The sequence below is a fragment of the Streptosporangium minutum genome, assembly GCF_002149035.1.
Classification (GTDB): Bacteria; Actinomycetota; Actinomycetes; order Streptosporangiales; family Streptosporangiaceae; genus Streptosporangium; species Streptosporangium minutum.
Window position 1 is genome coordinate 36,924 of record NZ_NGFP01000007.1, and the last position, 13,549, is coordinate 50,472.

Annotated in this window: 12 protein-coding genes; 8 read left to right on the forward strand and 4 right to left on the reverse strand. The window is 67.5% G+C overall.

Annotation, left to right across the window (positions count from 1 at the left end):
• Positions 1-142: 142 nt before the first annotated feature.
• From CA984_RS02840 to CA984_RS02855, 4 genes are all read left to right on the forward strand, one after another.
• The gene (locus CA984_RS02840; protein ID WP_242675697.1) at positions 143-1,699 is read left to right on the forward strand and encodes a trypsin-like serine peptidase; all 1,557 of its coding nucleotides are present in this window, start codon (positions 143-145) and stop codon (positions 1,697-1,699) included.
• A 214-nt stretch (positions 1,700-1,913) separates the two neighbouring features.
• The gene (locus CA984_RS02845; RefSeq protein WP_086567698.1) at positions 1,914-3,104 is read left to right on the forward strand and encodes a trypsin-like serine peptidase; all 1,191 of its coding nucleotides are present in this window, start codon (positions 1,914-1,916) and stop codon (positions 3,102-3,104) included.
• 147 nt (positions 3,105-3,251) lie between these two features.
• On the forward strand, positions 3,252-4,316 hold the full coding sequence (locus tag CA984_RS02850; RefSeq protein WP_086567700.1) for a trypsin-like serine peptidase: 1,065 nt from the start codon (positions 3,252-3,254) through the stop codon (positions 4,314-4,316).
• Between the two features lie 1,105 nt (positions 4,317-5,421).
• A complete protein-coding gene (locus tag CA984_RS02855; RefSeq protein WP_086567702.1) occupies positions 5,422-6,951 on the forward strand; it encodes a trypsin-like serine peptidase in 1,530 nt (509 codons plus the stop codon).
• 232 nt (positions 6,952-7,183) lie between these two features.
• Here CA984_RS02855 and CA984_RS02860 read toward each other — a convergent pair whose 3' ends face one another.
• Complete coding sequence (locus CA984_RS02860) at positions 7,184-8,542, reverse strand: NsdA family TPR-like regulatory protein (RefSeq protein WP_086567704.1); 1,359 nt, start codon at positions 8,540-8,542, stop codon at positions 7,184-7,186.
• Positions 8,543-8,808: 266 nt separating this feature from the next.
• The gene (locus tag CA984_RS02865) at positions 8,809-10,011 is read right to left on the reverse strand and encodes an NAD(P)-dependent malic enzyme (RefSeq protein WP_086567706.1); all 1,203 of its coding nucleotides are present in this window, start codon (positions 10,009-10,011) and stop codon (positions 8,809-8,811) included.
• 267 nt (positions 10,012-10,278) lie between these two features.
• On the opposite strand from CA984_RS02865, the gene CA984_RS02870 reads away from it, so the two are divergent.
• Positions 10,279-10,812: a CGNR zinc finger domain-containing protein gene (locus CA984_RS02870; RefSeq protein WP_086567708.1), complete on the forward strand. Its 534-nt coding sequence runs from the start codon at positions 10,279-10,281 to the stop codon at positions 10,810-10,812.
• Here CA984_RS02870 and CA984_RS02875 read toward each other — a convergent pair.
• The gene (locus CA984_RS02875) at positions 10,779-11,144 is read right to left on the reverse strand and encodes a S24 family peptidase (RefSeq protein ID WP_278248976.1); all 366 of its coding nucleotides are present in this window, start codon (positions 11,142-11,144) and stop codon (positions 10,779-10,781) included. The two genes, CA984_RS02870 and CA984_RS02875, sit on opposite strands and share 34 nt — an antisense overlap.
• Before the next feature lie 31 nt (positions 11,145-11,175).
• Between CA984_RS02875 and sodN the strand changes: the two genes are divergently transcribed.
• The 3 genes from sodN (at position 11,176) to CA984_RS02890 (ending at position 13,095) form a co-directional block, all read left to right on the forward strand.
• Positions 11,176-11,577: a superoxide dismutase, Ni gene (gene sodN, locus CA984_RS02880; protein WP_086567713.1), complete on the forward strand. Its 402-nt coding sequence runs from the start codon at positions 11,176-11,178 to the stop codon at positions 11,575-11,577.
• Between the two features lie 295 nt (positions 11,578-11,872).
• On the forward strand, positions 11,873-12,298 hold the full coding sequence (locus tag CA984_RS02885) for an ATP-binding protein (RefSeq protein ID WP_012894679.1): 426 nt from the start codon (positions 11,873-11,875) through the stop codon (positions 12,296-12,298).
• Positions 12,299-12,315: 17 nt separating this feature from the next.
• Positions 12,316-13,095, forward strand: coding sequence for an RNA polymerase sigma factor SigF (locus CA984_RS02890; RefSeq protein ID WP_197048491.1), 780 nt, complete (start codon positions 12,316-12,318; stop codon positions 13,093-13,095).
• Here the strand turns inward: CA984_RS02890 and CA984_RS02895 are convergent.
• The gene (locus CA984_RS02895; protein ID WP_086567715.1) at positions 13,092-13,460 is read right to left on the reverse strand and encodes a hypothetical protein; all 369 of its coding nucleotides are present in this window, start codon (positions 13,458-13,460) and stop codon (positions 13,092-13,094) included. The two genes, CA984_RS02890 and CA984_RS02895, sit on opposite strands and share 4 nt — an antisense overlap.
• Positions 13,461-13,549: the final 89 nt, after the last annotated feature.

The window sequence follows — 13,549 nt, forward strand, 5'->3', positions numbered from 1 at the left end:
GTTTTGGTAACGAACTCATATCGGTCCAGCCTTCTGCCCGATTTGTAGCACTTTAACCGTTCTTTGCCTAGTACGGTCTCCTCTTGTCTCTTTACGCATGCGTGGGCCGTCCCGAGTGGCCCATGACAAAGAAGGAGCTAGATTGAACACCCGAGTCAAGCGCCTGGTCCTCCCCCTCGGTGGTGCGCTCGTAGCCACCACCATGATCGGCGCCCCCCTCGCAAGCGCTGCCCAGGCCGCGCCCGCGCCCGACGTCAAGTCGTCGTCGCTCACCTCGTCCGGCAACGCGAAGGCCATCGCGGGCTACTGGACCTCCTCCAAGCTCAAGTCGGCGAAGAGCTACCTCTCCGACTCCACCGTCTCCGCCAAGCTGACGAAGACCGGCGCCGCCAAGGCCGCCGCCGACGGCAAGCCCGGCACCATCGCCCCCACCGGTGAGGGCGGCAAGTCCGCGGGCAAGTCGAAGAACCTGAACCTGCCGATCACCGTGGGCAAGGTCTTCTTCGTCGACGGCAAGGGCCAGGAGCGCTGGTGCTCCGGCACCTCGGTGCAGTCGAAGTACCGCAACCTGGTCGCCACGGCGGGCCACTGCGTGTACGACACCGACACGAACAAGCCGTTCGACAACTTCGTGTTCATCCCCGGCTACTACCAGGGGAAGGCTCCCTGGGGCATCTACGTCGGCGCCAAGGTCAACACCCACGACGACTTCACCGTCTTCGAGGACTACGACTACGACTACGCCTTCGTCAACGTCTACGACGGTGTCAAGCAGCAGGCGGAGAAGGAGGTCGACTACAAGACCTACAAGGCGCACGTCGACAAGGGTGGCGCAGGCCGCGAGGACGCCAGGTCCGTCGACCACAAGACCTACGACGAGTGGACCAAGAAGGGCGGCCTCGGCAAGGCCGAGGGCATCGACAAGGAGGACGAGGTCGGCCCGCAGTACAAGGGCGCGTTCGCCGTCGCGGTCGAGACCGGCAAGGCCGCGTGGGAAAAGACCTCCGGCAACGTCTACGGCCTGCACGACGACAAGGTCACCAGTGGTAGCAGGGTCTTGGACCAGGCGGACTGGCCCAAGAGCGGCTCCAAGCTGGAGCCCCGTGTGGAACACGTCACCAAGACCGAGTACGACGCCTACAAGGGCCCCGGTCACAAGCAGATCGACTCGCGCGGCAACTTCACCATCACGCGCTACTTCGTGGTGAAGTACATCGCGAAGACCTCCTCCGCCAAGTACACGATCTTCCGTTACTACATCACGTTCGTGACCTCCGCCGGTCGTCTCGGGGACAACGTCGGCGGCCAGGGCTTCACCTGGAACCAGAAGCTGGGCAAGAAGGTCTTCACCTTCGGCTACCCAACCGCCGCCCACCCCGACGGCAACAAGCCGTACTCCGGGCACACCATGAAGTGGTGCTACGGCACCACCGGCGCCGCCCCCGTGGTCCCGGCCTACAAGGCCGAGGAGCACCAGGCGATCAAGTGCGCCTTCACCCCGGGCGCCAGCGGCGGCCCGTTCCTGCTGCAGTACAAGAGCAGCAAGCGGACCGGCTACCTCAACGGTGTCGTGAGCCTGACGGTCGACAGCGACAAGAACAACCGCTACGACCGGGTCACCACCCCGTACTTCAACGGTGAGACCTACGGCATCTACAAGCACGCCGCCAACCTCTGGACCGGGAAGCTCCCCGGCTAAGGCGCGGACGTCGTGAGCGTGGAAGGGCCGCTGTCACAGCGCTCTTCCGCGCTTTGACGGGGTACTTATGCTCCGCAGGACAAACTTCACCAGGTAACGGTGTTAAAGCAGATCAAGCTCCCCGACTGCCTAAAACCAAGTTGATCTGGAAAAATCACTCCTTGCAGTCCTCATTCAGCCGCTGATCCCCTGACCCCCGAAGGAAACGGCCTTCATGTCCCCCCGCGCACGGCGGTTCGCGACCACACTCGGCGCCCTCGTCGCCAGTGGTGTGCTCGCCATGTCCGCGTTCGCCGGGGGCGCCAGCGCCGACGGCACCTACAACACGACGGTCCCGGGCAGCATCACCTCCATCACGCTCACCAAGACGAGCGCGGACATGAAGCGGATCGCGGAGTACTGGAGTCCGGCCAGGATCAAGCAGGCGCAGGACGGCACGCCGGCGACGCCCGAGATCAAGCCCAGCAGCGGCACCACCACCGCGACGCCCGTTCCTTCCGGCGGGACCGGCACCGCGGCCGCCGCCACGGCGACCACCGCCGCGGCGGGCGGTGAGACCATGGCGGCGACCGCGACGGCCTACTACAGCAGCAGTAGCGGCTCCACCTCACCGGTCGTCAGGCCCACCCTCCCGAAGAAGCCCTCCCCGGTCGCCGTCAAGCCCCCCGTGACCGTGGGCAAGGTGTTCTTCCGGCTCGGTGACAGGGACTTCTGGTGCTCCGCCTCATCGGTGGCCTCCAGGAGCCGCAGCCTGGTCGCCACGGCCGGGCACTGCGCCTACGACGCCAAGCAGGGCAGGCACGCCGACTACTGGATCTTCATCCCGGGCTACGACAAGGGCGAGACCCCCTACGGGGTCTACGTCGGCCACTCTCTCAACCTGCACGAGAGTTTCGTCGGCCTCGGTGACTACGACTACGACTACGCCTTCGTCAACGTGCACGACGGGTTCGTCTGGAAGCCGGGCAAGAGCCCGAACACCTACGAGATGGAACCCGTGGGAAAGCTGGAGGACAACGTCGGCGGGCAGGGCCTGGTGGTCAAGCGCGGCGTCGGCCAGGCCGCCCTCGCCTTCGGCTACCCCGCCGCCCCCCAGATCGACGGCAGCAGGCCGTACGACGGCCAGAAGCTGAGGTGGTGCAGCGGCCGCACCACCAGGAGGCCCGCGCCCACCTACCTGATGGAGCTGGGCATCGCGCTCAAGTGCGGATTCACCGGCGGGGCGAGCGGCGGCCCCTGGCTGGTCGACTACAACAGCGCCACCGGTCTCGGCTACCTCAACGGCGTCAACAGCTTCGCCTGGGACGTCGACACCGACCGCAAGTACGACCTGATCTCCTCGCCGTACTTCATCACCTCGACCTACAACGTCTACCGGTGGGCGGACAGCCAGCACGCGAGCTGACCTTAGCGGCACCTTATAGGCACCTTAAATGCACCTTAAGGGAGCCTTAGATCAGCATTTACCCGGTAGGCCGCTACATAGGTTATTTGTTTGTCGTCCCGCAGTTTCCAGGGTTTCTGGAGACGTTGCAGCGCAAGGAGCAAGTCTTTGAAGCACTCTCTTCTCTCCCTCGGTGGCGCCGCACTCGCCACCAGCCTGCTGGCCGCCGGCCTGAGCGGCACCGCCCAGGCCAGACCGGACTGGGCAACCGACAAGCTGGCCGGCAGCAACGCGTCGGCGCTGTCCGTGGCCAGGTTCTGGGCCGCCTCCAACTACGTGGCCCTGAAGAAGGCCACCGCCTACGCGCCCGAAGCGGCGACCCCCCGGCTGAGCTCCGGCGGCGGCTACTCCCCCGACGGGCGCCCCGGCACCATCGCCCCCACCGGCTCGGAGAGGCCCACCCCGTCCCTCGCCAAGAACGTCAACCTGCCCAAGACCATCGGCAAGGTGTTCTTCGTCGCCAACGGCCGGTTCAAGTGGTGCTCGGCCACTTCGATCCAGTCGAAGTACCGCAACCTGGTCGCCACGGCCGCCCACTGCGTCTACGACCCCGCCAGCAACGGCCAGACCCTCGACAAGTGGGTCTTCGTCCCGGGTTACTACCAGGGCAAGACGCCGTGGGGCATCTACGTCGGCAAGCAGGCGTGGACGCACTACGACTTCGACGTCTACGAGGACTACGACAAGGACTACGCCTTCGTCACGGTCTACAACGGCATCGGTTTCGACCGCGGCCTCAAGGACGTCGGCCGTCTCGGCGACAACGTCGGCGGCCAGGGCTTCACCTGGAACCAGAAGACCGGCAAGCCGGTCTACGCCTTCGGCTACCCGCAGGCTCCGCACCCCGACGGCAACAAGCCCTACAGCGGTGTGACGCCCAAGTACCTGTACGGCAAGCCGTCCGGCAAGGTCTACGTCTCCGCGGCCGAGAAGGTCGAGGAGCACGTCGGGCTCAAGGGCGCGTTCACCCCGGGCGCCGACGGCGGCCCGTGGCTGACGCAGTACAGCAGCGGCAGGCGCCTGGGCTACGTCAACGGCGTGACCAGCCTCTTCGGCGACCAGGACCAGAACAACCGCTACGACCTGGTCACCTCGCCGTACTTCGACGGTGAGACCGCGGACATCTACAAGAAGGCCGCCAACGTGTGGTCCGGCTCGATCGTCCGCAAGTAGGCCCTCCGGACCCTCACAAGGGGTCAGGACGCTCAGCTCCACCCGCGGGACCCGGCGCATGCGCCGGGTCCCGCACCCGTTCCCCGGCCCGTACGGCTTCTCCGTGCCCGTACGGCTCCTCCCGGACCACCACGGCCTCGCAGTCCTACGGCCTCGCCCAGCGGACTCCCGGGGCTCTCTCCGCCCCTGAATCCGGGATCCTGACGCCTCGGCGCCCCCGGTTCCAGGCTCAGAGGCTCCCCCGCGCCCCTGAATCCGGGATCCTGACGTCTCGGCGCCCCCCGATTCCAGGCTCAGAGGCTCCCCCGAGCCCTTGATCCCACGGTTCCCCGGCACTCGCCGACCCTGAATCCGGTTCCCTGAGGGCTTGCCGGCCCCCGAATTCAAGGCTCCAGGGCCCTCGCACGTCTCCGAATCCCGGTTCCGGGCCCTTGCGCGTCCAAATTTCCGGTTCCCCGAGGGCTCAACGGCCCCCGGATCCGGGTTTCCGGGCTCTCGCCGTCCCGATTCCGGCCTCCGAGGGCGTGCTACCCCTCCGATTTCAGGCTTCCCAGACCCTTGCGCGTCCTGAATCCGGCTCCCTGAGGGCTTGCCGACCTCCGATTCAAGGCTCCGGGGCCCTCACACATCCCCGAATCCGGGTTCCCAGGCTCCTCGCGCGCCCCGATTCCGGCCCCCTGAGGGCTTGCCGGCCCCCGATCCGGGGATTTTCAGGGGCTCTCGGGCCTGATTTTCAGCCTTCCGGGGGCCCCGGCAGCCCTGGACCGTTCGCGTTAGACGTGACTATCGCCAAATCGGTGCCATCGAACTCATGTGATCTGCGTCACATCATCATCGTTACTGAACGTATCGGGGCACTCACGCCACATCGGTCACATTCGCAACAGGATCATGCCTATCTGCGGAAACGCAGCACATCGCCCTCAGTCGCAACAACCACCCTGCGGCCGTTCAAACATCACAGAATGATCTCGGCCCGGCGCATGGGGTTCTTACCCCTCAAAGCGGCTTCCGATCCTCAAGATCAGCCGTGTATGTTCTGGCTATCCCTTTACTGACGCATGGGACGCAAGAAGCGTTCCACATCAGACCAAGGAGTTACCCCTTGAAGCGCATCCTCCTCCCCGCCGGCGGCGCCATCCTCGCCACCGGCATGCTGGCCGCCGGTCTGGCCGGTACCGCCAACGCCAACCCGGACTGGGCCTCTGACACGATGGCCAAGGACGCTCCGGCCGCCACCGCGGTCGCGGAGTTCTGGCTGGACTACAACCAGAAGACCAACAACCTCGCCAAGGCCACCCCCTACACCTGGGAGACCAAGGCGACGCCGAAGCTGAACGCGGGCGGCGGCTACACCCCCGACGGCAAGCCGGGCACCATCGCCCCCATCGGCGAAGAGAAGAAGACCGCGGCGAAGATCAAGAACATCAACCTGCCGCGCACCATCGGCAAGGTGTTCTTCCAGGACTCCGAGGGCGCGCTGAAGTGGTGCTCCGCCACCTCGATCCAGTCGAAGTACCGTAACCTGGTCGCGACCGCGGGTCACTGCGTCTACGACGACAAGAAGAACGCCAGCGTCATGGACAAGTGGGTCTTCGTCCCCGCTTACTACCAGGGCAAGACCCCTTACGGCATCTTCGTCGGCAAGCAGGCCTACACCCACTACGACTACAGCGTCTTCAACGACCGCGACCGCGACTACGCGTTCGTGACCGTTTACAACGGTGTGCAGATCGGTGGGGGCACCGCCAAGGAAGTCTCGAAGGCTGACTACGACAAGTTCACCGGTCGTAAGGAAGTCAAGAAGGTCGAGATCACCAAGGCTGAGTTCGAGAAGTGCAACCTCAACCTCGGCGACTGCTTCTCCGAGGGTGCGGACAACGCTCCTCAGGTCTCCGGCCCGGACTACCCCGGCGCCGTGCTTGAGCGGGTCGAGGTCACCGAGGGCTTCTACAAGAACGCCAAGACCGGCCCCGGCAACGGCAACAAGCTGGGCGAGCCCGTGGTCGAGCAGCTGACCTACGAAGAGGCCATCAAGTACTACAACGGCCACAAGACCAACCCGGCCAAGTTCCCCGGCACGGTCAACGTTGACGACAAGACCAACGCCTTCGTTACCCACTACTACGTGCAGAAGTGGGTCAAGCCGGGCACGGCCAAGAAGTACTTCAAGAACGTCTACTTCGTCGTCGACGGCTTCATCAAGGACACTGGCGCCCTGGGCGACAACGTCGGTGGCCAGGGCTTCACCTGGAACCAGAAGACCGGCCAGACGGTGTTCGCGTTCGGCTACCCGGCCGACGCTCACCCCGACGGCAACAAGGCCTACACCGGCGTTACGCCGAAGTGGACCTACGGCAAGACCTCGGGCAAGGTGTACGTCTCCGCCGCCGAGAAGGTTGAGGAGCACGTTGGCCTCAAGTCCTCCTTCACCCCCGGCGCCGACGGTGGCCCGTGGCTCGTCAAGTACAGCAACGCCAAGCGTCTCGGCTACGTCAACGGCGTGACCAGCCTCTTCGGCGACCAGGACAAGAACAACCGCTACGACCTCATCACCTCGCCGTACTTCGACGGTGAGACCGCCATGATCTACAACAAGGCGGCCGCTGTGTGGTCCGGCTCGATCGTCAAGTAGTCCTGACGATCACCTGAGTCCGGGGGTCCAAACCTCGTACTCACCCTGCTTCACCCGAGGGGCCCGGCATCTGCCGGGCCCCTCGGCCTTTGTGCGGTGTTCCGCGGGAAACGCGTTCTTCCTGGAGCGTTCTCCGGCGCAAGCCCCGTCCCGCGCGAAACCCCTCCCATACGGAACCCTTCCCCCACGCGGAACGCGTCCCCTCCGGGCTCCTCAGAGACGCGGCATCGCCTCAGGCGGGGCTCAGCTCCCTGGTCCGTTCGTTCAGCTCCCTCACCGCGGGCTCGCCGGCGAAGGGGTCCAGCCGCCGCCGCAGGTCGGACGCGTAGGACTGGGTCCGGGCCGACTGCAGCCCCCCGGCCAGCTCCAGCGCCTGGCCGGCCGCCACGCAGGCCTGCTCCAGCTCGCCGCACCCGAGCAGCCCCGCCGACAGCAGCGAGAGGTTGAACATGCGGCCGCGGACGTAGCGCCCGTCCATGTCCAGCGACCGCGTCGCGTGCCGTACGGTGCCCGGCCCGTCGCCCAGGTCGCGGAAGCAGTGGGCGAACTTGGCCGACAGGTACGCCTCGTCGAAGTATGAGATCCAGTCGGGCTCCTCGCCGGCCTCGCGCTGGTCGAAGGCCAGCTCGGCCGCGTGCAAGGAGTTGCCGCACGCCCCCCGGTCGTCCATCAGGGCGTGGCCGTGGGCCTCCAGCACGTGCGACTCCGCCAGCAGGGCGTAGACCCCCGCGCGGCGGGCCGACAGCTGGGCGGCCCGCGCCAGGTCGAGAGCGTGGGCCGGCTGTCCTATATACAGGGCCTGATGGCTCATCCCGGCGAGGATCTCCCCGCCGAGCCCGTGGTCCCCCGCCCCCCGGGCCAGGCGCAGCGCCTGGATCAGGTAGCGCTGAGCCAGGCCGTGCTGCTCCAGGTCGTAGGCCATCCACCCGGCCAGCCGGGTCAGCTCGGCCGCGGCGGACGCCAGCGCCCTGCCGGTGCCCTCGCCGTAGGAGCCCTCACTGAGCAGCGGCGCGACCGCCGTATCCAGATATTTCACGACCGCCGAGCGGACCCTGCCGCCGCCGAACCTGTTGTCCAGCTCGCCGAAGGACCGGGTGACCTCCCGGATCGCGGCTATGTCGGCCATGCCCACCCGCCGGGCGCCGCCCGCGACGGGACGGCCCTCCAGGGGAAGGGTCAGCCAGCGTAGGGCGCCGACCGACCCGGCCCCGATCGCGAAGGTCGAGTCGAGCAGGAACCTGCGTCTCTCAACATCTCCCCGCCACAGTGCCGTCACGGTCGCGATCCCCTCCTGCCACGTGTGTGTGAACTCCTGTCCGAGGTCGAGAGGTGTCGCGACGACCGGCAGACCGAGGTCTTCCGAGCTGACCGTCCTGCGGAGCCGGAGTGCGAAAATCTCTGCGAGCAGTCCCGGCACCGGATTTCTCGGCCGCTGACCGCCGATCCAGCGCAGAACGGAACTGTGGTCGTACTTCAGACCCGGCAGGCCCCGGGCCACACCGAGATCGTTGAGCCTGCGGGACAGCCCCTTGTGCGTGAAACCCGCTTCAGCGATGAGTCGCTGAAGCAGTCGGTTGGGCTCGCGTTCCATCGCTCTCCTCACCGTGAGAAGCCGCGGGGGCGCTGGAAACCAGCTCGCGCCCCCTGCGCCCGTATCCGTCCCTCGTGCACACTCTTGCCCAGATAGGTGACGGAGCGCTTTTTTTATAGCACGATCCGTGACTGTTTTTTGAGTTTCCCAAAACCAGAAGACGCCCCTCGCCCGATCGGGCGAGGGGCGTCTTCTCAGACGGGTCTGGAGGTCTTCGCGGATGCGTCCGGAGATCGTCGCGGGGCCCGGAGGCCCACGCGACTGGTCTAGAGGCGGGCGACTCCGTCGGCGCGGGCCTGCGCGGCGACCGCGGCGGTGACCGCGGGGGCGACGCGCTCGTCGAACGGGCTCGGGATCACGTAGTCGGCCGACAGGTCGTCGTCACCGACGACGGCGGCCAGCGCCTCGGCCGCGGCCACCTTCATGTTCTCGGTGACGGTGGTGGCGCGGACGTCGAGCGCCCCCCGGAAGACACCGGGGAAGGCGAGCACGTTGTTGATCTGGTTGGGGAAGTCCGAGCGGCCGGTCGCCACCACCAGGGCGTGCCTCCTGGCGACCTCCGGGTGGACCTCGGGGGTCGGGTTGGACAGCGCGAAGACGATCGCACCGGGCGCCATCGACGCGATGGCCCCCTCCGGGACCGTCGACCCCGACAGGCCGACGAACACGTCGGCGCCGGCCAGCGCCTGCTCCGTGGAACCGCGGAGACCGGCCCTGTTGGTGTCGCGCGCCAGCGCCTCCTTCACCGGGTTGAGCCCGTCGCGGCCCTGGTGGATCAGGCCCTTGGAGTCGGACACCGCGATGTCGCCGATGCCGGCGTTGAGCAGGATGCGGCTGACCGCGACGCCGGAGGCTCCGGCGCCGGCCACCACGGCCCGCAGGTCGCCCAGCGAGCGGCCGGTCAGCCGGGCCGCGTTGCGCAGCGCCGCCAGCACGACGATCGCGGTGCCGTGCTGGTCGTCGTGGAAGACGGGGATGTCCAGGAGCTCGCGCAGCCGGTCCTCGACCTCGAAGCAGCGGGGCGCGCTGATGTCCTCCAGGTTGATGCCGCCGAAGGAGGGCGCGAGCCGTACCACCGTCTCGACCAGCGCGTCCACGTCGGTGCAGTCGAGGCAGATCGGCACCGCGTCGACGTCGGCGAACTGCTTGAACAGCAGCGCCTTGCCCTCCATGACCGGCATGGCGGCGGCGGGCCCGATGTCGCCGAGCCCGAGCACGGCGGTGCCGTCGGAGACGACGGCGACCACGTTGGACACCCAGGTGTAGTCGTTGACGAGCTCGGGCCGCTCGGCGATCGCGGTGCAGACCCTGGCCACCCCGGGAGTGTAGGCGAGCGCCAGGTCGTCGGCGTCGTTGACCGGGACGGTGGAGCGGGTCTCCAGCTTGCCGCCGCGGTGCAGGGCGAAGGCCGGATCGAGATCGAGAGCTTCGAGGGCTTCGGGGGAGATGGAGGACGGCGTAACAGCCACAGCGACCCCTGTAGTTCAGTCAGACAGACGGATGGTTCCTTCGGAGACGCCGTCGCGGGCGTGGCCCGGCTTCGGTAGCCGCTCGGGGCCTGCTCGCTGTGAACGGTCGCCTGGAGGGGGTACGGGGGTCACCCGTTGCTCGATTGTGCCACATATTGAGACTGCCGCCGATGACAGAGGCCGCTTACTTTCGTTGTCATGGTGCGGGCCTCGCCGCACGTGTAATACTCAGAGCCCCGTTCATCACTTACATCGACGGATCATCCGGTGGACCTGACCTCTTATGCCGAGCTGGCTGTGCTGCTCATCAACAGCCCCGAACGACTGACCGGTCTGGAAGGGCTCCGCGCCCTCCTGGAGGAGGGCGGCCGCTACCGCCCCGGCTGCCGCATCACCCGGGGCGACCTCGACGCCCTGCGTGACCTGCGCGAGGAGCTCGTGACCGTGTTCGAGGCCGCCGCCGGCGGCGGCGAGCAGGACGTGGTCGACCGGCTCAACTCGCTGCTGATCCAGCATCCGGTCCAGCCGCAGATCTCCGGCCACGACGGCGAGCGCTGGCACATGCACCTGACCGAGGGCGGCCGGATGGCCGACCAGTACGCCGTGGGCGCGGTGATGGGCCTGGCCACCATGGTCACCGACCTCGGGGTGGACCGGCTCGGCCTCTGCCAGGCGCCGCCCTGCCGCAGGGCCTACCTCGACACCTCCTCCAACCGGTCCCGGCGCTACTGCTCCGAGCGGTGTGCCAGCCGGGCGAACGTGGCCGCCTACCGGGCCCGCCGGAAGGTCAACGGCCAGTAGCGCAGCGTCACCCGGCCGACCAGCGCCGACGGCGGCAGCGCGCCGAAGTCCCAGCTGTCGCGGCGGCCGGAGGCCCGCTGGTTGTCGCTCTCCAGCCACCATCCCCCGTCCGCCTCCCACGCGGCCCGTTTGACGATCAGCCGCGACGGGTCGGACGGGAGCCGGGCGACGACCAGGTCGCCGGGGCGGATCGGAGCGCCGCGCCGCACCCAGAGCCAGTCCCCGGACCGCAGCGCGGGCAGCATCGAGTCTCCCTCGACACGGACTCTCATCGAGCACAACCCCCTCACACACGGGTTTTTCGGAGACGAGTAAGGTCGGTACTGGACCATGCTGATCTCAGCATCAAGGAAGGATTTTCCGATGCTCGCACGACTTCTGCGACCCAGGCACGTCGCGTCCGCGCACTGCGACCTGCCGTGTGGCGTGTACGACCCCGCCCAGGCTCGCATCGAGGCCGAGTCCGTGAAGGCCATCATGGAGAAGTACGCGGCGAACGAGGACCCGGTCTTCCGTTCCCGCGCGCTCACCATCAAGGAGGAGCGGTCAGAACTGGTCAAGCACCACCTGTGGGTGCTGTGGACCGACTACTTCAAGCCTCCGCACCTGGAGACCTACCCGCAGCTCCACCAGCTCTTCTGGGACGCGACGAAGCTGGCCGGCGCCGCGGGCGGCAAGGGCACCGTCGACGTCGCGAAGGCCGACGAGCTCCTGGGCAAGATCGACGAGATCTCCAAGATCTTCTGGGCGACCAAGGCAGCCTGAACGGATCACCGAGCAGGCGTGCCGGTGAGCTCGGCTGAGGAGCGGGGCGACCCGGCGGACGGGTGACGAGGCGGGGCACCCGTTGCCACCGTCCGAGCCATGACGCGCGGCGTCGCGGCCGACACGACAGGCCCCGTGGGGAGTGCGACCACACGGGGCCTGACCTGTTGAGACGCCCCATTCAAGCGCCTTAGGGTGTTCTTGAGGTGTTCAAATCGCCCCGATCGCGAGTCCAATTGGGCCAACCACCCTCTCGGGGCTGTAGGTTGCAGTCAGCGACTCTGCGAGGAGGAACGTGACCGAACACACCGAGACGCCCGCGGTCGGTATGGGTGGGATCCGTGACGTGGTGAGCGTCCGGCTACCGGCTGCGAGTGCCTATCTGTCCGTGCTACGTACGGCGACCGCCGGACTGGCCGCACGGCTGGACTTCACGCTCGACGAGATCGAGGATCTGCGGATCGCGGTCGACGAGGCGTGCGCGATGTTGTTGACCCAGGCCGTCCCCGGCACCGATCTGATCGCCGAGTTCGAGCTCACCGGGCAGCTCATGCAGGTCCGGGTCGAGGTCAGCACGGTCGGCAGCTCCGCGCCCAAGCGCGACGACTTCGCGTGGATGGTGCTCACCGCGCTGGCCGACGACGTGGATGCCGTAACCGACTCCCCCGACCGCATGGCGATCGTGCTACGCAAGCGCCGAGGCGCAGCGAGGCCGGCGTGACGGAAAGGACTCGTGCCATGGCCGCCAGCGACCACGCGGTGCCCGACCGGGTGCGCGCGCGCCTGCTCTTCGCGGAACTGGCGGAGTTGACCCCCGACGACTCGCGGCGCCAGCGCATCCGTGACGAGCTCGTCGAGCTCCACCTTCCCCTGGTGGAGTATCTCGCCCGCCGCTTCCGCAACCGGGGTGAGTGGCTGGACGACCTCACCCAGGTCGCCACCATCGGCCTGATCAAGTCGATCGACCGCTTCGACCTCGGGCGGGGGGTGGAGTTCTCCACCTACGCCACCCCGACGATCGTGGGCGAGATCAAACGGCACTTCCGCGACAAGGGCTGGGCGGTCCGCGTGCCGCGCCGCCTGCAGGAGCTCAAGCTCTCGCTCACCAAGGCGATCAGCGAGCTCTCGCAGCGCGAGGGCCGTGCGCCCACTGTCGGCGAGCTGGCCGCGTTCCTGAAGATGAGCGAGGAGGAGGTGCTCGAGGGGCTTGAGTCGGCCAACGCCTACTCCACGGTCTCCCTCGACGCGCCCGACTCCGGTGACGACGACGCGCCCGCGGTGGCCGACTCCCTCGGCATCGTGGACGACTCCCTGGAGGGCGTCGAATACCGCGAGTCGCTCAAGCCCCTGCTCGAACGGCTGCCCCCGCGCGAGAAGCGGATCCTGCTGCTGCGCTTCTTCGGCAACATGACCCAGTCCCAGATCGCCACCGAGCTCGGCATCTCGCAGATGCACGTGTCCCGGCTGCTGGCCAGGACCCTCGCCCAGCTCCGTGAGGGTCTGACCGCGGAAGACTAGTCCTGGTCCCCGTAGAGGGCGTGCGTCGTCGGCGGGGACAGCAGCGCGACCAGTCCGATCACTGCCACGGCTATCAGCGGGACGCCGATGGTCTGCTGGTCGGACTGGATCAGCGTGATACCGATCACGGTGGCGAAGATCTGCGCCAGCACGCCCAGGCTCCGCGTCCACCGTTCGGTCCGCAGCATGCCCCACCCCACCCAGAGCAGGACCGCGCCGACGAGGATCCCGAATCCGGCGACGAAGAGCGAGCTCATCACGTCGGACGGCCGGCCGATCACCGTCTCGACCCCGGCGTAGCCGCCGAGCAGCAGGGTGGTGAGGCCTTCCAGCCCCAGGACGGCGGCGGCGACGGTGAGGGTCATCGGGCGATTCGACACATCCCAACCCTATCGCCGGGACACCTCGATCCGCTTTCCGCAGCCGCGATGCCGTTTTCGGCGGATACGCTGGC